Raw genomic sequence first — 19717 nt, 5'->3', positions numbered from 1 at the left:
CCGCTCAAAGCAGCGTTCGCGGTGAGCACGCCACTCACAGGGAAGTCACCCGCGTCGGGATGACAGCGGGCCTGAGTAAGTGCGATGCGGTGAATTGCGGCATTGAGCTGACGGTTCCCGGCACGCAAGAGCCAAACGTCGAGCACGGTTCGACGAACATACCGGAAGCGGCGCGGCCCCGTTTTGCCGCGCGAACGCATCCTTGGAGTGAAATCGATCGACACCAGCGGTCTCACCGACCAACTTCGCTGCAATGAGCGGTCCGCACTCAGGAATCACCAACAACGAAGGAGCCCGTACAGATATCGCCATTGAGCTCGTCGATCTCGACAGCGAGGCGGCGTCGATGCTCGACGAGTCGAGCTGCCAGTTCAGCGACAACGCCCGAAGAGTTCAACAGATGCGCCCGAACCTTATCGACCGAGCTGGTCCGATCCATTTTCGTCGGCACCTTCCACCCCGGGTCGAGCTCGTCAAGGTGCCAGCGCAGGCGTGCGATGATGCGTGTCCGCTCGGCAACGAGCTCTTCGTGATAGTCGGCCAGAAGCCGGAGCTCACGTGCTGTGCCGTCGAGGCGGGCTTCGGGCAGATCGGGCTCACGCAGGACCGCGCGTGCGACAGCGAGCGCGTCGATCGGATCCGACTTGCCGTAGGTGCGCCGTCGCGGACGTTCGCCATCAACTTCGGCGGGACGCGAACTATTCGTTCGCCGGCGGCGATCAGATCGCGTTCGAGGCACGAGCCCAAGTGACAGCAGCCCTCGATAGCCCAAACTCGACAACCAGCCTGTTCAGGGTTGCGTCACCCTGCGACCGTATCCATCAGCCATATGTACGAGCCGGATGCTGACCGATTTCGGTATCGCCCATATCGCAGGCGGCTTCGAAACCACGGCCGGGATCGTGACGGGTTCGCCGGCGTTCACCGCCCCCGAGGTCATCGCCGGCGAGCCGCCGAGCCCTGCCGCGGACGTCTACGGCCTCGGGGCCACGTTGTTCGCCGCTCTCACCGGGCACGCCGCCTTCGAACGCCGCAGCGGTGAGCAGCTGAGGGCGCAGTTCCTGCGGATCGCGGCCGAGCCCGTTCCGGACCCGCGTGAGCACGGCGTTCCCGACGATGTCAGTGCGATCGTCGAGGGTGCCATGTCCGGCGACCCCGGCAGCCGCCCGGGTGCCGGGGAACTCGGCCGCCAGCTCCGCGAGTCCCAGCTCCGCGAGTCCCAGCGCCACCACGGTTTCCGGTCGACGACATGGCCATCCACGCGGAACCCGGTGCGGGACAGGCAGGCACGGCACCGGTGCGTGCGAAGTCTTCCTCGGAAGTCGACGCGTCGCCCGCGCGGTGCATCAGGGTCGACCCTGGATTCGGGTTGAACGGGTCGTCTACCGCTGGAAACGACCAGTTTCGTCGACCGCCGCACCGAGCTGGCCGAGGCGAAGAACCTGCTGACGGCCTCGCGGTTGGTGACGTTGACCGGGATCGGCGGGGTCGGGAAAACCCGGCTGGCGGTGCGGTCGCGACCAAGACGCAGCGTGATTTCCCCGACGGTGTGACGCTGGTCGAGCTGGGCGAGCTGACCGCTACACCCTGCTGACCCGCGGCAGCCGGGACGCACCCTCGCGGCAGCAGACGCTGCGGTTGTGCATCGACTGGAGCCACGACCTGTGCACCCCGGCCGAGCAACGGGTGTGGGCGCAGCTGTCGGTGTTCGCCGGCAGCTGCGAACTCGAGGCCGCAGAACAGGTCTGCGTCGGCGACCCAATCTGCGAGTACCTCCTCGACACGGTGACCGACCTGGTCGACAAGTCCATCCTGACCAGACACGAGTTCGGTGCCACGGTGCGGTTCCGCATGCTCGACACAGTGCGGGACTACGGTCTCGAGAAGGCGCGAGGCAGGCGAATATCCCGAACTGCGCCGCCGGCACCGGGACTGGTGCGCACGATTGACCCTAGAGGCGGAAGCCGATTGGATCAGTTCCCGGCAGCCCACGTGGATCACCCGGCTGAGCCGGGAGCAACCGAATCTGCGGGAGGCCCTGGAGTTCTGCGTGGCCGACAGTCCCGAATCCGGACTCCGGATCGCCACCGCGCTCTTCCCATTCTGGCTCGCCCGGGGTTTGTTCGGCGAGGGACGGCGCTGGCTCGACCGCCTCCTTCCCGACCAGTCCGGCGCACCCACCGTCGACCGGGCCAACGCGCTGTTCGCCGGCAGCCTGATGGCCGGCGTGCAGGGCGACCTCGAGGTGGCGACCACCCTGGTGGAGCAGGGACGCGCGCTCGCCGCCCAGACGATCGACCCGGAGTTGCGCGCACACATCGAACACGCCGACAGATATCTGGCCCTGTTCGGTGGGAGTCTTCCCGACGCACGCGCCCATCTCGAGAATGCCGTCCGCATATTCACCGAACAAGACGACCTCCTCCACCAGGTCCTCGCGCTCGACGGCCTCGGGATGAGCCACGAACTGCTCGGTGACACGGAGCGCGCCTGCTCGCCACCTCGCGCGCCAGCAGTCTGCTTGATCGCAACAGAAGATCGGCAGAAGGTCACCGGGCTGTTCTGGGGCAGCCCATAAACGCACGAGTGACCCCCGCCGGATTCGAAACGTTAACTCGTGGAGACACGACGTGCATGACCGACGCAGTCGTCAGACCTCAATGGCAAACGGAACAGCCTTGTTCTCCCGAGCCCACAACTTCTCACCCTCGCTACCCCACTCCGGCGGCCAGAGACCGTCGACCATCCACAAGTCCATGGGGGTCTCGTCAATGTTGAACTCGTAGTGCAATCCGCGGTCGATGGTGTATGGGTTGATGATCTTCGCGATGGTCTCGACCATCCATCGACGTCTCTTTACGTCCGCGACGTTTCGTGCAGTGTGCTCGATACACACGCGAACCATGTCGCTTGAGGCCTCTTCGCCGACGAAATACGACTTGGATGGAACCTCGTGAAAGAAGCTGAGGACATAGAACTTCGGGAGACCGACGTTCGTGTAGAACGCCGTGATGTCCTTGGCGAAGTCCTTCTTGTCCTGCTCGGTGTAAGCACCTGGTGGGTGGTAGACGTGCCAGAGCGGCATGGTGTCGGCTCCAATCTTGATGGGTTGATGATGGAAACGCGCGACCGAAAAACTACTGACAGGTCCCTGTCGATCGCCGCAGAGGATACACACGCAGTTCAACCGAACTGATCGAACATCGTTCCACTCAAAAGCAAATGAGCGGAACAAATTTACAGCTCAACTGATGTCGTCGACGAGACTTCCGGAATTGCCCCATTCGAGGCCGTCGAACGCGAGCTCAGCTACTCGCGACGGTGGCACCTTCTCCTGGCGTCGGCGCCACCATGTCGGCGCCCGCGAAGCCGAGATGAATTCCGACCAAACCCGACGCCGTTGTCAGGCGTCGAAGCCTGCAAATTGCCAATCCTGTCCCTCCTCCGAGTCGTGTGCATTTGCCGTAGATGAGACCCAAGTCACACCAACAGCAAAAAACAACCAGTTGTGAAGAAAGTTCAGTTTCGGCACGTACTGGCACCGGCTCGCCACGAAATTTCTCCCCACGCCTCACCGACTTCTTCGGCCTGGAGGCAGGCGCTCGGAAGATCGACAATGAAAGTCACACTCACATCGAGGAACCCGGTCGAGCACCCCACTAGCTACACACTCGCAGGCACCTGGATCGGCACTACGGGCGTGTTTCAGAAGTCGGCGGTGCGGAGCCACTGGTTGATGGCGGCGATGCGGACTGTGGCGGTGTAACGAACCGCAAGCTTGTCGCATCTTGTTGCCACAGCACGGTTCTACCTGAGTCGGTTGATGCCGCACTCGACTGCATGGCGCTGTTTGTAGTGCTCGACGTCGAACGCTGGTGGCCACCCATCGGACGAGCCCTCCTTCTTCCCGTTGGCTGCCTCCGTCTGCCACGGCCCGTACCGGGCCGGGACCCCGCCACGGTGTCCCCGTCCAGATCCGCCCAGCTGATATGTACACCCGGTTTGTCAAGGGCGCAGGGCGAGGCGGCGTCCAGGGCCGTTGTCGTGGGCGCCGCCTCTGCGGTCCGGTCGATCTGGGGTGGTGGCGAGCGTGTCGGTTTCGACGCGTGGTCAACTCTGACCCGAAAATAGGATGGTGAGTGAGCGGGCCGAATGAACCCGGCGGAGCCGGGTTATGTTGTTCTACCGCATCAAGTTTGGGTCAGGGGGCAGTGTCGGTGATGACGGCTTTACCGTCGCGGATGGCGATGTGCTGGCCGGTGAGTGCCTGGAGCTGGGTGGCGAGGTCGCGGGCACGGCGATGTTTGTTGATCCGGGATTCGTAGTATCCGGGCCCAAGGTCGCAGAATTCGGCGTCTGGGTCCGAGAGCAGGTGGTAGACGACGGTGAGTACCGAGTTGCCGGTGGCCACGATCGCCTTCTGCTTGCCGCGGCGTCGCGCGAGGCGCCGATAGCAGGTGCCCAGGAAGGCGTCGGCGCGGGAGTTGGCGAACGCGATCCGGCCAAGAGTGCCGGCCAGCCATGGGTTGCCCTTGCCGCGGCCCTTGCTCATGGATTGCCGGCGGACTGGTAGGTCTGCGGGCAGAACTTCGACCACGACACCAGATGCGCGGCGGACGGGAATCGGGTCATGTCGACCCCGGTCTCGGGCGATCAACTCGGCGGCGGCAACGCTGTTCACGCCGACGATGTCAGCGAGCGGGTCGCCTGTCCGGAGAAGGGGCTGATCGCGTCCTCGATCAGCCCGTCGAGTGCGGTGATCTGGGCGCCGATCCGGTCGCTGTTGTCGAGCATCATCTTCAGAATCGTCGCGCGGTGGTCGGTGAAGAATCCGCGCAGCGCCTCTTCGAGCTGGTCGGTCTTTCTCCGTGCACCGCTCTTGGCCAGCCGGGCCAGGGTCCGCGGATCCCGCTCTCCGGCGATCAGGGCGTGCACCATCGCCCGTCCGGATACGCCGTGCAGGTCCGAGAGCACCGACGAGATCTTGATCTGGGCATCCTCGAGCAGTTTCTCGACCCGTTGCTGCTCGCGGGTGCGGTCCTGCACGAGGGCACGGCGGTAGCGGGTGAGGTCGCGCAGCCGGCGGATCTCGGACGGCTGCACCAGCGACGGCCGGCACATACCACGCTCGACCACCTTCGCCAGTCACCTCACCGCCACCGGTTCCGGCAGCATCCTGATCCACTCGCGGATCTCGCCTTGATCGGGTGTCAGTCGGCGTTCGAAGAGTTCACATGTCTGCCCGTCGAGGCCGCAGGCGACCACCGATCGTGCGTGTACATCCAAACCGATACTTGTACGCTGATTCATCGCTGGGCCTCCCACATCTTGTGGCTCTACCGGCCAGGACCCGTTTCCTGCCGGCAACCCACGTTCACATGTGAGGAGGTCCCAGCCCAGCCTCTCATATCGTCTAATCGCATTCGATGTGCTGCCGTTACGTCCGCTTCGGCGGGCGACCCGCCTTCTTACTCCGAGGGGGTAGCAGAACCAACCGCACCCACAACGCGTCGGTCAAGCCCGCCCGACAGTCATTCTTGCATCGAAGCGGATGCAAGAATGACTGTCGGGCACGACGTCTGCGGCGTGTCCACGCTACTGGGCGCCGACTGGAATTATCCCCAAAATGATCGGTCCCCGGCGTGCCCGCGCGCGAGAATCTCGACGATCCCTTCCTTCGTCAGTTCGCGCGGGTTGTTCGCCGTCAATCGGGTCGCCTTCAATGCCTGCTCGGCCACGAACTCAAAGTTCTCACGGCGCAGACCCAGCTCGCTCAACGTTGACGGAATACGGATGGCGTCGAGGATGCTATCGATCCGGGAGATCGCGGCCTGGGCATTCGCCTGAGGATCCGCGTGCGGCTCGGATACGCCCAGAACATCTGCCATCTCTGCGAAGACTGTTACACGAGTTGGGAGGTTGAACCGCATCACGTAGGGCAGAAGGGCACCGACACCAATTCCATGCGAGGTGGATGTCAGCGCACCGATCGGCGATTGGATTGCGTGCGCGGCAGCGGTTCCCGACGTATTGATGGCCATTCCCGCAGCGTGTGCCGCAAGCATCGTTTCGGTTCGTGCCGTCAGATCGTCGGGTCGGGCGACCACGTTCTCCAACGAGACGTTGATCAGTTGGAGCCCGTAGCGCGCATACACATCGGTCAGCGTGTTCTTCCCGACGTACATGTGTCGATCGATCTCGTCGGCGGTCGGGTTCTTGGCGCGGGACGTGTACGCCTCGATGAGGTGGGAGAGTGCATCGGCGCCGGTCGCAGTCGTCAGCCCGGCGGGCACACTGAGAGTGAACTCGGGATCGACCACCGCGGCGTACGGCTCCAGGAACGGACTCGCCACACCGATTTTCATCGCCTGCTCGGCGTCATACACCACCGCGCTGGATGTCACTTCGGCACCCGTGCCGCCCGTCGTGGGCACCGTGATGACGGGCAGTCCTGGCCCGGGAACGAGGTTCTCTCCGTAGTACTTCCGGACATCGCCGCCGTGCGCCAGGAGGATCGCGACGACTTTTGCGGCATCCATGCAGCTGCCGCCACCGAGACCTATCACCGCGTCGATGCGCTTGTCCGCGAGCTGACCGACCGCCGCGAGCAGGCTCTCACGGGGAAGTTCCGGATCGACCTTGTCGAACACCGAAACGTCGAGCCCTCGGTCAGTCAGTTGCTGCACGATCTCGGAAAAATGTGCGGTCGTCGTCATCCGCTGATCGGTGACAATCGCGATACCTCGGCCGAGTGTCTGCGCAAGTCGTGCGATCTGGATTCGCTGGCCGGGGCCGAAGAAGACGTATCTTGGCTGACGCAGGAGGCCGAGACCGATTGAATTGGTGTTTTCGGCGAGGCCGGCCTGCGAGTCCAGCGCCGCCGCTGCTGTCGTATTCATAGAGTGTGTGCTCCTAGTCTGTTGGGGAGATCTGTTGAGTGCGCAGCGGAGGTCAGAGTGCATCCGCCGGGTCCGTGAGGTCCCTTCCTGCGGTCTCGGGTGTTATGTACGCGGTGACCACGCCGATTGCCGACGTGACAAGTAGATAGGCCGCGATCGGGATCCAGGAATTCGTGAAGACGGCGAGCAGCGCCGATGCGATCATCGGGGCAAGGCCACCCGAGATGATGGAACCAATTTCCTTCGCCACAGCCATCCCCGAGTAGCGATAGCGTGAACCGAAGAGCTCCGGCATGTAGGAGCCTTGCACGGAGTAGAGGCCGAGCACACCCACCGAGATGCCAACCACGATCGCGAGAGTCATGAGCGCGGGCTTGCCGCTGTTGAGTAGCAGCATCGTGGGTACGGCCCACAGGAACTGGAATCCGGCGATCGTCATGTAGACGATCCGGCGGCCGAACCGGTCGGACAACCAGCCGGCGAGCGGAACCGTCACGAAGCCGACCAGGGACGCGAGGAAGACTGCTTGGGTACCTATTGCGCGGTCCATGACCAGTACCGTGGCGATATAGCCGAGCAGGAAGCTGTGGAAGATCGATGACGGGCCGCTTTCCGCCACACGGATGCCGATCGCCGCGAGGAACGGCTTCTTTCCGCGTACCCAAGCGTCCCGCAGGGGTGCGCGCTCTTCGGCGGGTTCCTCGAGGGCCACGGCCTCGAACACCGGGGTCTCGTCGAGATACCGTCGGATGACGAGGGCTGCGATCACGACGAAGATGCTCAGGATGAATGGCACCCGCCATCCCCACGAGAGCATGGAGTCCGACGGCATATTGGCGATGAGCAGCCAGACACCGGAGGCCACCAGGGTGCCTGTGTTCGTCCCCAGTGCCACGAACGAGGCGATGGCGCCCCGCTTCGGCCCCGGCGCGTATTCCGCCAGCAATACTGAGGTTCCAGCCAACTCGGCGCCTGCACCGAACCCCTGCAGCAAGCGGAGTGTCACGAGGAGTATGGGTGCCCAGATTCCGACCTGCGCGTACGTCGGCAGCAAGCCGATGCCGAAGGTGGACACCCCCATCAGGGCAACGGTGATGACCAGTACCGGCTTGCGGCCGTGCTTGTCGCCGATCCGCCCGAACACGACGGCGCCGAGTGGCCGTGCGAGGAAGCCGACGGCGTACGTCGCGAAGCTCGACAGCAGTCCCACGGCAGGGTTCAGTCCCGGAAAGAACAGGGTCGGCAGCACGAGCGCGGCCGCCAACCCATAGAGCTGGAAGTCGAAGTACTCCAGAGACGTACCGGCCCAGCCGGACACAATCGCCCTGCCGAGTTGTCGTCCTCGAGTCTTCGGCGGTTCCCCCGCCGGCGACTTCTGGTCAGGCGCGTCGATCTGCCCAACGTCTCTCATATGGAAGCTCCTGTCCTCATTGACCGACCTGTTTGCCTGTATTTGCTGCGGCGACCGTCACGGGGCGGGCTGGTCGAGATGTCGGTCACGTCCGATCCACCGCGCAGGTTGGCCGCGCTCGGCCTTCGGTGGATTGATTGTTCCGAAGTCGACCGATTACCGTCCAATACTGATTCAAGCGTTCACTCAGAGCGTTTTCCTCTCAATACTCTCGGCATCGGCATGAGACACGAAAAGCGCTTCGAGCCGCAGAGGCATGCGAAGCGCTCATGTTCACCACGGACTCCACGCTGGTCCGGTCGGCCCAGGCTCGGACGGCAGCCTCACCTCGGCGGCAGTACCGGTCGGCGACTACACCAATATTATTAAGATCGAGTTCGTATCACTGGAATGCCAATTACGTATTGGAATCGGATAAGTGATTCATGTTTCGATGCCCCAGAGCATGGGAGGTATCAATGCGCACCGATGTGCAGCGAACAACACAGTCACGTACTGAACCAGACCGTGAGGGCCAGCTTTCACTCGATTCCCCACGACCGGCGGCGGATCGCGGAACTACGGAGCCACTGCGCGGGGTCCGTGTCATCGACATGACGACGTCCTACGCGGGACCGACCGCGACGATGTACCTGGCCGACCTGGGCGCGGAGGTCGTCAAGGTCGAACGCCCAGGCGGCGACGACGCCCGGCAATGGGGACCCCCCTTCGACGGCGAGCGCTCGGCCTGGTTCTTCTCAGCCAACCGAGGTAAACGATCGGTCACCATCGATCTACGTACCCCAGCCGGGCGAGATGCACTCAGGGTGCTGCTCGAGGGTGCCGACGTGTTCGTAGTCAACGTCAACCCGTCGAAACTGGCGCGACTCGGCCTCGATCCCGAGACTCTGCGCGCACAGTATCCCCGCCTGATCTGTTGCGTCATCTCCGGATTCGGGATCGCCGGCCCGGACGCGGGCCACGCCGGGTACGACCTCGTCGCCCAGGCCCGTTCCGGATTGATGTCGGTCACCGGCTCCAAAGGCGGCCGACCGCAGCGGGTGTCGACTGCACTCACCGATATCGCCACAGGAATGAACGCAGCACTCGGAATATGTGCTGCAGTGGTGCGGCAACAAAGCACGGGCGAAGGGACGATCGTCGAGGCGTCGCTCCTGGATTCGGCGCTGGCGTTGATGGCGCCCCGCATTGCGTCCTATCTGGCGGGTGAACCCGAACCTGCACCCAGCGGTGGAACCGATTCCGTGCTTGCCGTCTACCAGTCCTTCCACACGAAGGACAGGGACATTGTCGTGGCAATCGGAAACGACCGACTCTGGAAACGATTCTGCGAACTGATCGGCCGCCCGGACCTCGGCGGGGACGAGCGCTATGCAGACAATGCTCGACGCCGCACGCACCGGGCGGAGATCGTCGACGCCATACAGGCCGCTCTTGCACACCGGTCTGCAGACGCTTGGTTGAGCATATTTGCATCGCAGGGGATTCCGTGCTCGTTGGTGCAATATCTGTCCGAGGTGGTCGAAGACGCGCAGGTCAAGGACCGCCAGTCGATCGTGCAGTTGGGTGACAGCGGAAAGCTGACCGGTGTACGGACACCTGTGAGGGTCGGCGCCGCTACTGTCGCCGGCCTGGGCGTTCCCGAGTTGGGTGCCGATGTCCAGCCGGTTTTCGCCGGTCTCGGACTGACGCCGGATCAGATTTCACAGCTTCACGCGGACGGAGCGTTCGGCCCTCCCGTAGATGTCCCCTCTTCGACGAAGGAGAGAAGAAGTGAATGAGGTACGTGCAGTTGTGGTCCGCGAGTTCGGCGAGCCGGACTCCGTGGCCGTCGAGAACGTTCCCGAGCCACAGGCGGCAGCAGGCGAAGTCATCATCGACGTCGCCTTCGCCGCCCTCAACTTTCCGGACCTACTCGTCGTCCGCGGCACCTATCAGTCCCTCCCTGATCTCCCCTTCGTACCCGGAAAGGAGGCAGCCGGAACCGTGACGGATGTGGGCGCAGACGTCGACCCGTCCTGGCTCGGCCGTCGGGTCATCGCGATGGTCGACCACGGCGCATTCGCTCAACGTATCCGAGTCAGCGCCTCCGTCCTGGTCGCGATCCCCGACACCATGTCTTTCGAGAACGCCGCGGCGTTCGGGCTGGTGTACCGCACGGCCTATTTCGGTCTCGTGAGGCGTGCCCGTTTGCAAGCGGGTGAGACGGTACTCGTGACCGGTGTCGGCGGCGGGGCCGGTTCCGCCGCGGCCGCACTGTCCAAGGCACTCGGCGCTCGTGTGATCGCTGTCGTGCCGGACGACATGCGGGCGGCCGTGGCACGGGACCAGGGCGCCGACGAGGTGATCGTGTTGCAGCGGGAGTCGATCCGCGAGCGGGTCCGCGATCTCACCGGTGGTCGAGGCGTCGATGTCGTCTACGACGTCGTCGGTGACGCGGTGCTGGGTGAGGCAATCCGAGCGACCGCCTTCGAGGGTCGAGTAGTCGTGATCGGATTCGCCGGGGGCGAGCCCGCCGCGATCAAGCCTGGACACCTTCTCGTGAAGAACATCGCGGTGATCGGTTCCGTGAGTGGCGAGTATCGCGACCGGATGCCGGACGTCATGACCGCCGCGATGGACGAGCTGTTGACGCTCGCCGCCGGTGATCATCTCCCGATCCCGGTCGACTCGGTGTTCGCCCTCGAGGACGCCCCCGAGGGTTTCGCGAGGGTGCAGAAGGGGAAGGTACTGGGGAAGGTACTACTTGCGATCGGGGCACCGGCGTGAGCGAGAAGGTGGTCCTCGACCGAGTGGGTCGCGTGCTGACGATCACACTCAACCGTCCCGACGTACGGAACGCGATCGACCTCGACACCGCACGTGGCATTGCCTCTGCCGTCGAGCAGCTCGACAGCGATTCCGGTCTGGCGGTAGGGGTCATTACCGGAAGCAACGGGAACTTCTCGACGGGAATGGATCTCGCCGCGTTCCGGCGTGGTGAGCGGCCGTACGTCGAGCTCCGCGGTTTCGGCGGAATCGCCGAGATGCCGCCCGCCAAACCCCTCATCGCTGCAGTGGAGGGCTACGCCCTCGGCGGGGGGCTAGAGGTTGCGCTGGCAGCCGACCTCATCGTCGCCGCGGATACCGCGACGTTCGGTCTCCCCGAGGTCCGTCGCGGTCTGGTCGCCTCCGGGGGCGGCGTCCTGCGCCTTCCGCACCGGGTACCGAGGGCCATCGCCGCCGAGTGGATCCTCACCGGCCGGTTCGTCCCAGCGCCGGAGGCCGATCGTCACGGACTCCTCAACGCGGTGACCCGGACCGGTGAGGCCCTCCAGGTCGCGCAGGAACTCGCCGCCCAGATCGCGGAGAACGGCCCGCTGGCGGTGCGGGCGTCGAAGAGAATTCTTCGGGATGCACCGCACTGGCCTGCCGGTGAACTGTTTGCTCGTCAGGCGGAGATCACCGACTCGGTTCGATCCTCGGCGGATGCGATCGAGGGTGCCGCGGCCTTCTCCGAGAAGCGCCCACCCCGCTGGCAGGGCCGCTGATGTCTGGCGCCGATGCATCGCGCGGGGTGCACCCGGGGACAATAAGTTGACCCCACCGTGCACAGATCCGGAGTATCCATGGAGTTCAGACAGCTGGAAGCATTCATTGTCGTGGCCGAGGAGTTGCACTTCGGTCGCGCCGCGGCCCGCCTGCTGACTGCACAGCCCGCGCTCAGCCAGAAGATCAGGCGCCTGGAGGTCGACCTGGGTGTCCAACTCTTCGAGCGCAGTACACGATCCGTCCGGCTGACCCCGGCGGGAACTGCACTCCTCGACGCCAGCAGCGCCGTAATGGACAGTGTCGACACCGCCCGCGCCCTTGCTCGCGCGGCAGGACGGGGCGACGCGGGCATCGTGCGCCTCGGCTATGGAGGTGCGACATACAACAGAATCATCCCGAGAATCGTTCGGTCAGCTCGCTCGACCTATCCCGGGATCGAATTGAGGTTGGAAAGCAACCTTCTGTCGGGCAAAGCATTCGACAAGGTGGCCGATCGCGAGATCGATATCGGATTCGGCCGGTTGCCAGGAAGCCGATTCGGGGTACGCACTCATCTGCTCGCTAAGGAACACCTCGTCGTCGCACTGCCGGCCGACCACCCCCTCGCCACCCGAGAGGCGATCGACATCAAAGACCTGCGCGATGAGGTGTTCGTCGCCCCTCCGGCATCGGACGGTTCCAGCGTCCGCAATCTGTTGATCCACACTGCGACAGAGGCTGGCTTCGCCCCACGTGTGGTGCAGGAGGCGCCTGACTCTCTCACCCTCCTGTCACTCGTGGCGGCAGGAGTCGGCGTCACCCTGACCCTGTCGGCACTCCAGTTCTACGAACCCGAGGGCCTGGTCTTCCGCCCGCTCGTCGAGGAAGTCCCGGTCGACTCGGTTGTCATGTGGCACGAAGCGAATACCTCACGCACAGTGCACTCGATCCTGCGACTGATCATCGCTGAAGCGGGCACCGGCGGGATCCACACGAAATCCGATTGAGTCCGATTCCCTATCACTCCGCGACCCAATAAGTATTGGAGTGAACCTTATTCGGGCGGAGAGAATGGCATCAACGAAGTCCACCGGAAGTAGAGGCTATGGCGCACATTCTGAGTCTGACTGAGGCCGTTCGCGACCTCATCCACAACGGCGACACAGTCGCCTTGGAAGGGTTCACACACCTCATCCCGTATGCAGCCGGGCACGAGATCATCCGGCAGCGCAAACGCGGCCTCACCCTCGTCCGGATGACACCGGACATCATCGCCGACCAGCTCGTCGCCGCGGGGGTGGTCGACCGAATGGTCTTCGGGTTCACGGGAAACAGTGCCGTCGGCTCACTTCACTCGATCCGACGGGCGATCGAGAAGGATGGGTCGCTCGAGATCGAGGAGTACAGCCACTACGGCCTGCTCGGCCGGTACCTCGCCGGCGCAAGCGATTTGCCGTTCTATCCGCTCGGCTCGTATGCAGGAGGCGATCTCACCACAGTCAACCCGCTGATCCGCAAGGTCACATCGCCATACCAGACGGGAGACGACGTTGAGGAGGTCTACGTCGTTCCGCCGATTCGGCCCGACGTGGCCATCATCCACGCGCAACGCGCTGACCGAGACGGAAACGTACAGGTGTGGGGCATCGTCGGGCCCCAGCAGGAGGTCGTGTTCGCCTCCCGACGCTCGATCGTTCTCGTAGAGGAGATCGTCGAGCCGGAAGTCGTTCGATCCGATCCGAATCGAACCGTGCTGCCGAGCTTCACGGTCGATGCCATCGTTCAATGTCCACGAGGCGCACATCCGTCCTACGTACAGGGCTATTACGACCGGGACAACGATTTCTACTCTCACTGGTCGACCATCAGTAAGGATCCCGAGCTGCTCGACCGGTGGATCCAGGAATGGGTCCATGACGTACCGGACCACGCCGCCTACCTCGAGAAGCTCGGCGCCAATCACTTCGACGACCTCACCCCGGTGCCCGCACCGTCAGCACCGGTCGACTACGGGAGCACACTGTGACCACCACCACGACGGACTTCGCAACGGCCACCACCGTTGCCTACTCAACAAGCGAGTTGCTCGCAGTCACCAGTGCGCGAGCACTGCTGGGACGTCGCCTCGTCTTCGCCGGAATCGGTATCCCTACGGTCGCGGTCGCGCTCGCGCGGGCGACGACCTCACCCGATCTCCATCAGGTCTTCGAATCCGGGGTGTGCGGTGCGCACCCGCATCGGCTCCCCCAGACCGTCGCTGACGCGCCGCTGGCGACCGGCGCCGAGTGCATCTTGTCGATGCACGCGTTATTCGGCCACGTCCTCCAGGGCGGCCATATCGACGTCGGGTTTCTGGGAGCGGCCCAGATCGATCGGTTCGGCAGTCTGAATTCGACCGTGATCGGCGACTACGCCAAACCCACGGTTCGACTACCCGGTTCCGGGGGCGCTGTCGAGGTGATGGCGAATGCGCACGAGGTGTTCGTGGTGTTGCGTCGCCACACACCACGGGCACTCGTCGATCGTCTCGATTTCTGCACGAGTCCGTCGCCCAGGAGGGCACAGGTGCACGATCCCCGGGTTCGCACTCGCGGCTCCGGCGTGACCACGCTCATCACCGAACTCGGGATCTTCCGCGCCGACTCGACCGGCGAACTGGTTCTCACCACCGTGCAGCCCGAGGTCACCGTCGATCAGGTGATTGCGGCGACCGGGTGGGACCTGAAGGTCGCTGACGACGTCGCGGTGAACGAAGCGCCGTCGTCGGACGAGCTCGCGCTGCTGCGCACCGAGATCGACCCGACCCGGGTGTACCTCCGATGACCAAGCCAACCGTTGCCGTCATCGGCTCCGGAACAATGGGTCGCGGAATCGCGGAAGTCGCTGCTGTGGCCGGACATCCAGTAATTCTCCACGATGGCGCACCGGGTGTAGCCGACGACGGGGTTCGCAGAATTCGAGAGGCGGTCGCGCGGCGTGAGGAGCGTGGACGCCTACCGTCGGGCACTGGGGAGAGCATGTCACTGGCCAGTGCCTCCGCTCTGGAGGATCTTGCCCCCGCCGAATGGGTGATCGAGGCGGTGGTGGAGGACCTCGACGTGAAACGGCAGCTGTTCGCCCGGCTCGAAGGCGTGGTCGATACGCGCACCATCCTCGCGACCAACACGTCGTCGCTGTCACCCACGGCGATCGCCGCCGGGTTGCGCAACACCGGCCGGGTGGTCGGCATGCACTTCTTCAACCCGGTCCCCGCGATGAAGCTGGTCGAGGTAATCGCCGGCCACGAGACCTCGCCGGAGACGGTCGATGCAACGATCGCCCTGGCCCACACCTGGGGTAAGGAACCGGTGCGCAGCCTTGCCCGTCCGGGATTCATCGTCAACCGGGTCGCGCGGCCCTTCTACGCGGAGGCGTGGCGTCTGATGGAAGAGGGCGTCGACGCCCGCACCGTCGACACTGTCATGGTCGGTTCCGGCGGTTTCAGGATGGGGCCGTTCGCGCTGATGGACCTTATCGGCCACGACACCAATCAAGCGGTCACCCGATCGGTTTGGGAGGCCTTCGGGTACGACGCGCGGTTCGCTCCCTCCCGACTGCAGGCTGAGTACGTCCTCGCTGGCTGGCTGGGGAGGAAGAGCGTTCGCGGCGTCCTGTGGCCGGACGAAACCCCTGCACCAGGCGTTCCGCCCGCGAGGCTACGTGCGGATATCGCGGTCACATCCCGAACCGGAACCGAGTTGACGAGGCTCCTCGGCCGCAGTGGGCTGCCGCTCTCGGATAACCCGCCCGGTTCCGCGGCTACCGCCATCCTCGACAGCGGCATCGCACTAATCTCGACGGATGGGCGAACCGCCGCACAGATCGCGACGCAGCAGGGTAGCGCCGTCGCCGTAATCGACCGGATCCTCGACCCGACCGTCGCCACGGACGTGGCGGTGGCCTTCTCCCCCACGGCTACACAGCCGCAACGGGAGGACGTGTTCGCGGTGTTGCAACGCGCTGGCGTCCGTGTGCACGAGTTGGCCGACGTTCCGGGACTGGTCGTGGCTCGTACCGTCGCGATGCTCGCCAACATCGCGCTCGACGCCCTCCGCGAAGGCCTCTCGTCGCCTGCCGAAATCGACGCAGGCATGCGACTCGGCACCGGCTACCCGCTGGGGCCGATCGATTGGGCGCAGCGGTGGGGCCACGACTGGGTCGCCGGTGTCCTCGACGAGCTGATCACCTACTACAGCGATCCGCACTACCGCCCCACCCCCCGTCTGCGCCGCGCCAAGAACACTGGGTCCGAAATCTCTCGAAAGGAAGAATTGAAGTGAGCATGACGCTTCTCATCGACGGTGAATGGCGCGACGCGGCATCAGGGTTCGAGGTCATCGACCCCGCCACGACCGAGCTGATCGGTGTTGCGGCCGACGCCACCGAACAGGATGCCCACGATGCCGCCGCGGCGGCGGTTCGCGCCTTCGAGTCGTGGCGTGCCGTCGACGCCGAGACCCGTGGCGGCTATCTTCGCCGTGCTGCCGCATCATTCCGCGACAACCTCGCCGAGTTGGCCGACATCCTGTCCCGCGAGAACGGTAAGCCCCTCGCGCAAGCCGAGGCGGAGGTCCTCGGATCGGCGCGCATGCTCGAATGGGCCGCGGAGGAAGGCCGGCGCGCCTACGGTCGGGTGACGCCGGCAACCGCTCACGGTGGGCCGGGCTTCGTCCTCACGGCTCCGGTCGGCCCCACCCTGGCGATCAGTCCGTGGAACTATCCGATGAGCATGATCGTCCGCAAGATCGGCCTCGCCCTCGCCTCCGGCTCCACAGTCATCGCCAAACCGGCGAAAAAGACGCCCTTCACCTCGGAAGCAGCAGTTCGCCTCATCCAGGAGACCGGCCTACCGGCCGGCGTCCTGCAACACCTCACCGCCTCGCGGTCCGGGCCGATCAATTAGTCGTTCCTCGACAACGACGGGATCCGCAAGGTCACGTTCACTGGATCCACAGAAGTGGGCCACGGCCTGCTGCGAGCACACACTCGCGTAGCCCGTCGCTTCTCACTCGAACTCGGCGGACACGCCCCCGGCATCGTATTCGCCGACGCCGACCTCGACATCGCCGCCGACTCCATCGCACAGGTGAAGTTCGTCAACGCCGGACAGATCTGCATCGCGATCAACCGCCTCTACGTCCACCGCAGTGTCGTCGAACCACTCGTCGAAAGGCTCCAGGCGCGTGCCGAGGCACTCGTCATCGGACACGGAGTCGACACCGCAACCACGCTCGGCCCCCTCATCGACGAGGACGCGCTGAACAAGGTGACCGAGCACGTCGCCGACGCAGTGGCCGCCGGCGCGAAGACCGTCACCGGCGGAAAGCGCTGGGCGTCCGACAAGCCGCAACTGAAAGGGGCCTTTTTCGAACCGACCATCCTGATCGACGTCCCCGATTCGGCACTCGTCGCCCGCGAGGAAACCTTCGGCCCCGTCCTGCCCATCTTCATCTTCGACGACGCCGAGGACGCGGTCCGGCGGGCGAACGATTCCGAGTTCGGCCTCGCCGCCTACGTGTTCGGCCGGGACTTCTCCCGGTTGTGGGACACGATCAACGCGTTGGAGTTCGGCGTGATCGGCGTCAACGATCCCTTCATCGTGCGTCCCGAACTGCCGTTCGGCGGAGTGAAGAATAGCGGGCAGGAACGGGAGGGTGGAGTCGAGGGCATCGAAGCGTTCCTCGAACGCCGCGCCGTGGCCGTTCGGCTGCTTCCACCCGAGGACACTCAATAGCGATGCACGGGAGCGGCGGCGCATCGTCACCGTGACAACACAATTAGCGGACCTGAGAGTAGTGGCGCCTCCCTCGTCATTCGGAATTCGCGGTCTCGGTCAGCGGGGCCAACTGTCCCGCATCCGCCACGTGTACGGCGTCACCCCGAGGCTAGGTCGACCTCAACGGCGCCGGCGACACCTCCGGCCCTCGGCCGCGGTCCGGCCGCCGGCGCATTGCGAACGGTTCACGAGGTCGCTGGTCATGTAGTCGTGCCAAGGGTGCCGCCACTTGGTAGACCGAACCCCGCGTTGTGCCCGGTACTCATTGTGGTCGGCGATGTCGAGGCCCGTTACTACTTGTGGTGGTCCCAAAACCCGTATGGGCCTTCCTCCGAATTAGCGGAGGAAGGCCCATACGTCACCTGTCGATGATTACGGGATCAGGTGAGCACAATGCCGCCGGTAGCGGGAAGCACCACTCCGGTGGCGTCCAGGTCGAGCAGCAGGGAGGTAGCCGCGGCGATCTGTTCGGGTTGCCCGAATCGGCGAAGCGGGATCTCCTGCATGCGGGAGTTTCGGTACTCGTCGTAGGACATTCCTTCGACGGCAGCCATTCCAGCAAAAGCGTTGCGCAGCAGTGCTGTATCCACCGGACCGGGGCAGACGCTGTGCACGCGAACACCGGAATCCGAGAGCTCCTCGGCCAGGGCTTCCGCGTACCCCACAGCAGCGAACTTTGCCGCGCAATAGGCTCCGCCACCGCGTTCAGCGATCAATCCTGCCTGGGAGGCGAGGATCATCACGGATCCGGGGCGCCCGCGCTGCAATGCCGGCACGAGTGCATTGACGACGTTGTACACGCCGGTTCCGTTGATGACCAGGGACCGGTCGCGCACCCCGGGTGTGAGTTGACCGATTCCCCCGGATCCGCCCACGCCGTGGTAGACCGCCAGACCTGCGAGTCCCGACGCGACGAGCGGATTTTTTGCCAGGTCCTCGACCGCGGCAGCGGAGGTTACATCGCACGCCACGTAGGGTGCGTTGAGCTCGTCGGCGGTGGCCCGCAGGGCATCTGATTCGAGATCGCTGATGATCACCTTGCGACCGGCCGCGACCAGCGCTTCGGCGTAGGCCCGGCCCAGGCCACCAGCGCCGCCGGTCACCAGGATCGGTGCCTCGTCGCGGTCCCCGACGGGTTGGTGCCCGGGGGCCTGCCGAGTCAGGTCGATCGTGATGCCGGTGGTGTATCCGGCGGCATCGTCATCGCTGAGGTACTCGACCGTGGCGCGTAGATCACGGTCGGTAGTCGTCTGGTTGATGGCGACGGCGTTGACTCGACGACCGGTGTCCGCGGCCTCGAGCGCTGCTACGCCGATGACGCCCTTGACCGCATTTCGGGCCGCCGTCGAAACCGCAGTATGCGTGTCGTCGACCCGGAGCACGACAACGATCGGGAGGCTGCTGGCGTTGACGGTCTCGCCCAGCGTGTCGAGCAGTGCGCGCGAGGTGCCTTCGACTGATGCCACCCAATCCGGGCCGACAGCCTCCTGGCTGAGGTCGAGCGCAACTGTTTCCGCCGCACGCACGCCGATCCGCCCGGTGAGTTCGTCCGCAAGGGCGCGAGATGCGAATTGAGCGAGCCGGATCGTTGAGCCGTCCGTTGCCTGCGAGAGCGAATCGCGCTGCTGCGTTTCCGTTGCCGAAATATTCACGGTTGTTCAGTCCCCTTGTCGAGGTGTCAGGAGTTGGATTTGCAGACGTCCGAAGTCGGATCGGGTTCGCAGATCTGGTCCCAGGTGTAGAAGCCCGAGTCGACGACAACTTGGAGATTGTCCTTCGTCACGTTCTGCGTTGGGAGGAAAGCGACCGGGACGTCCATGTACTGGTTGTTGAGGGTGCCGTTGATCATGTCCTGCGGCACCCCCTTGCCGTCAAGGATCGATGTCGTCACCTGGGCGGCGGTCTTGGCTTCGTCAGCGAGGTTCTTGAAGATGGTGTTGTCGAGCTTGCCCTGAGCGATGAACTGCAAGGCGTCGAGATTGGCATCCTGGCCGCCGGTGACGGGGATCTTGCCGACCAGGCCCTGCGAGGTCAGCGCCGCCACGATGCCGCCGGCCAGACCGTCGTTCATCGTCACGAACA

The 19717-nt window shown here is 64.6% G+C and carries 16 protein-coding genes and 4 pseudogenes; 10 read left to right on the top strand and 10 right to left on the bottom strand.

Annotated elements, in window-relative coordinates:
* Nucleotides 1-45: 45 nt before the first annotated feature.
* Both ACFTZB_RS20035 and ACFTZB_RS20030 read right to left on the bottom strand, forming a co-directional pair.
* Nucleotides 46-312, bottom strand: coding sequence for a transposase (locus tag ACFTZB_RS20035; protein WP_378433689.1), 267 nt, complete (start codon nucleotides 310-312; stop codon nucleotides 46-48).
* On the bottom strand, nucleotides 269-739 hold the full coding sequence (locus tag ACFTZB_RS20030; protein ID WP_378433688.1) for a transposase: 471 nt from the start codon (nucleotides 737-739) through the stop codon (nucleotides 269-271). Before ACFTZB_RS20030 ends, ACFTZB_RS20035 begins: the two co-directional genes overlap by 44 nt.
* A gap of 106 nt (nucleotides 740-845) precedes the next feature.
* Here ACFTZB_RS20030 and ACFTZB_RS20025 point away from each other — a divergent pair.
* Nucleotides 846-2491 (top strand): annotated as a pseudogene (locus ACFTZB_RS20025) (hypothetical protein); the annotation flags it as partial.
* Nucleotides 2492-2650: 159 nt separating this feature from the next.
* On the opposite strand, the gene ACFTZB_RS20020 reads toward ACFTZB_RS20025, so the two are convergent.
* From ACFTZB_RS20020 to ACFTZB_RS19995, 6 genes and pseudogenes are all read right to left on the bottom strand, one after another.
* Nucleotides 2651-3085 carry a tautomerase family protein gene (locus ACFTZB_RS20020; protein ID WP_378433687.1) on the bottom strand — a complete coding sequence of 145 codons (435 nt, stop codon included), beginning with the start codon at nucleotides 3083-3085 and terminating at the stop codon, nucleotides 2651-2653.
* Between the two features lie 1116 nt (nucleotides 3086-4201).
* Complete coding sequence (locus ACFTZB_RS20015; protein ID WP_378433686.1) at nucleotides 4202-4552, bottom strand: hypothetical protein; 351 nt, start codon at nucleotides 4550-4552, stop codon at nucleotides 4202-4204.
* Nucleotides 4553-4677: 125 nt separating this feature from the next.
* Entirely contained in the window at nucleotides 4678-5136 is a 459-nt protein-coding gene (locus ACFTZB_RS20010; RefSeq protein ID WP_378433685.1) for a hypothetical protein, read from the bottom strand.
* A 15-nt stretch (nucleotides 5137-5151) separates the two neighbouring features.
* A pseudogene (locus ACFTZB_RS20005) lies at nucleotides 5152-5310 on the bottom strand (IS110 family transposase); the annotation flags it as partial.
* Between the two features lie 305 nt (nucleotides 5311-5615).
* A complete protein-coding gene (locus tag ACFTZB_RS20000) occupies nucleotides 5616-6962 on the bottom strand; it encodes an iron-containing alcohol dehydrogenase (protein WP_378433684.1) in 1347 nt (448 codons plus the stop codon).
* Nucleotides 6952-8310, bottom strand: coding sequence for an MFS transporter (locus tag ACFTZB_RS19995; RefSeq protein WP_378433683.1), 1359 nt, complete (start codon nucleotides 8308-8310; stop codon nucleotides 6952-6954). The genes ACFTZB_RS20000 and ACFTZB_RS19995 overlap by 11 nt, the downstream gene beginning before the upstream one ends.
* Nucleotides 8311-8768: 458 nt before the next feature.
* Here ACFTZB_RS19995 and ACFTZB_RS19990 point away from each other — a divergent pair, with 458 nt between their 5' ends.
* The 9 genes and pseudogenes from ACFTZB_RS19990 to ACFTZB_RS19950 all read left to right on the top strand — a co-directional run bounded on the left by ACFTZB_RS19990 (nucleotide 8769) and on the right by ACFTZB_RS19950 (nucleotide 17593).
* A complete protein-coding gene (locus tag ACFTZB_RS19990; protein ID WP_378433682.1) occupies nucleotides 8769-10091 on the top strand; it encodes a CaiB/BaiF CoA transferase family protein in 1323 nt (440 codons plus the stop codon).
* Nucleotides 10084-11079, top strand: a complete 996-nt coding sequence (locus ACFTZB_RS19985) for an NADPH:quinone oxidoreductase family protein (RefSeq protein ID WP_378433681.1) — start codon at nucleotides 10084-10086, stop codon at nucleotides 11077-11079. The genes ACFTZB_RS19990 and ACFTZB_RS19985 overlap by 8 nt, the downstream gene beginning before the upstream one ends.
* Nucleotides 11076-11840 (top strand): crotonase/enoyl-CoA hydratase family protein, encoded by a 765-nt coding sequence (locus ACFTZB_RS19980; protein WP_378433680.1) that lies wholly within the window; start codon nucleotides 11076-11078, stop codon nucleotides 11838-11840. The genes ACFTZB_RS19985 and ACFTZB_RS19980 overlap by 4 nt, the downstream gene beginning before the upstream one ends.
* Before the next feature lie 78 nt (nucleotides 11841-11918).
* Nucleotides 11919-12089 (top strand): annotated as a pseudogene (locus ACFTZB_RS19975) (LysR family transcriptional regulator); the annotation flags it as partial.
* Between the two features lie 42 nt (nucleotides 12090-12131).
* Nucleotides 12132-12827, top strand: a complete 696-nt coding sequence (locus ACFTZB_RS19970; RefSeq protein WP_378433697.1) for a LysR family substrate-binding domain-containing protein — start codon at nucleotides 12132-12134, stop codon at nucleotides 12825-12827.
* A gap of 98 nt (nucleotides 12828-12925) precedes the next feature.
* Nucleotides 12926-13846, top strand: coding sequence for a CoA transferase subunit A (locus tag ACFTZB_RS19965; RefSeq protein WP_378433679.1), 921 nt, complete (start codon nucleotides 12926-12928; stop codon nucleotides 13844-13846).
* Nucleotides 13843-14643: a CoA-transferase subunit beta gene (locus tag ACFTZB_RS19960; protein ID WP_378433678.1), complete on the top strand. Its 801-nt coding sequence runs from the start codon at nucleotides 13843-13845 to the stop codon at nucleotides 14641-14643. Before ACFTZB_RS19965 ends, ACFTZB_RS19960 begins: the two co-directional genes overlap by 4 nt.
* The gene (locus tag ACFTZB_RS19955; RefSeq protein ID WP_378433677.1) at nucleotides 14640-16139 is read left to right on the top strand and encodes a 3-hydroxyacyl-CoA dehydrogenase; all 1500 of its coding nucleotides are present in this window, start codon (nucleotides 14640-14642) and stop codon (nucleotides 16137-16139) included. The genes ACFTZB_RS19960 and ACFTZB_RS19955 overlap by 4 nt, the downstream gene beginning before the upstream one ends.
* Before the next feature lie 2 nt (nucleotides 16140-16141).
* Nucleotides 16142-17593 (top strand): annotated as a pseudogene (locus tag ACFTZB_RS19950) (aldehyde dehydrogenase family protein).
* Between the two features lie 422 nt (nucleotides 17594-18015).
* On the opposite strand, the gene ACFTZB_RS19945 reads toward ACFTZB_RS19950, so the two are convergent.
* Together ACFTZB_RS19945 and ACFTZB_RS19940 are read right to left on the bottom strand one after the other, a co-directional pair.
* Entirely contained in the window at nucleotides 18016-19287 is a 1272-nt protein-coding gene (locus tag ACFTZB_RS19945; RefSeq protein WP_378433676.1) for an SDR family NAD(P)-dependent oxidoreductase, read from the bottom strand.
* Nucleotides 19288-19313: 26 nt separating this feature from the next.
* On the bottom strand, nucleotides 19314-19717 hold a 404-nt coding region (locus tag ACFTZB_RS19940; protein WP_378433675.1), incomplete at its 5' end, for a substrate-binding domain-containing protein.

The sequence above is a fragment of the Rhodococcus sp. NPDC057014 genome (assembly GCF_042673295.1).
Lineage (GTDB): Bacteria > Actinomycetota > Actinomycetes > Mycobacteriales > Mycobacteriaceae > Rhodococcus_F.
The sequence above is the reverse complement of the archived record's forward strand: the minus strand, read 5'-3'. Positions and strand labels throughout refer to the sequence as shown.

Excerpts from the sequence above, each read along its gene's own strand:
- ACFTZB_RS20035 (WP_378433689.1), bottom strand. The coding sequence starts at position 312 with ATGGCGATATCTGTACGGGCTCCTTCGTTGTTGGTGATTCCTGAGTGC.
- ACFTZB_RS20020 (WP_378433687.1), bottom strand. The coding sequence starts at position 3,085 with ATGCCGCTCTGGCACGTCTACCACCCACCAGGTGCTTACACCGAGCAG.
- ACFTZB_RS20015 (WP_378433686.1), bottom strand. The coding sequence starts at position 4,552 with ATGAGCAAGGGCCGCGGCAAGGGCAACCCATGGCTGGCCGGCACTCTT.
- ACFTZB_RS20000 (WP_378433684.1), bottom strand. The coding sequence starts at position 6,962 with ATGCACTCTGACCTCCGCTGCGCACTCAACAGATCTCCCCAACAGACT.
- ACFTZB_RS19995 (WP_378433683.1), bottom strand. The coding sequence starts at position 8,310 with ATGAGAGACGTTGGGCAGATCGACGCGCCTGACCAGAAGTCGCCGGCG.
- ACFTZB_RS19990 (WP_378433682.1), top strand. The coding sequence starts at position 8,769 with ATGCGCACCGATGTGCAGCGAACAACACAGTCACGTACTGAACCAGAC.
- ACFTZB_RS19970 (WP_378433697.1), top strand. The coding sequence starts at position 12,132 with ATGGACAGTGTCGACACCGCCCGCGCCCTTGCTCGCGCGGCAGGACGG.
- ACFTZB_RS19965 (WP_378433679.1), top strand. The coding sequence starts at position 12,926 with ATGGCGCACATTCTGAGTCTGACTGAGGCCGTTCGCGACCTCATCCAC.
- ACFTZB_RS19955 (WP_378433677.1), top strand. The coding sequence starts at position 14,640 with ATGACCAAGCCAACCGTTGCCGTCATCGGCTCCGGAACAATGGGTCGC.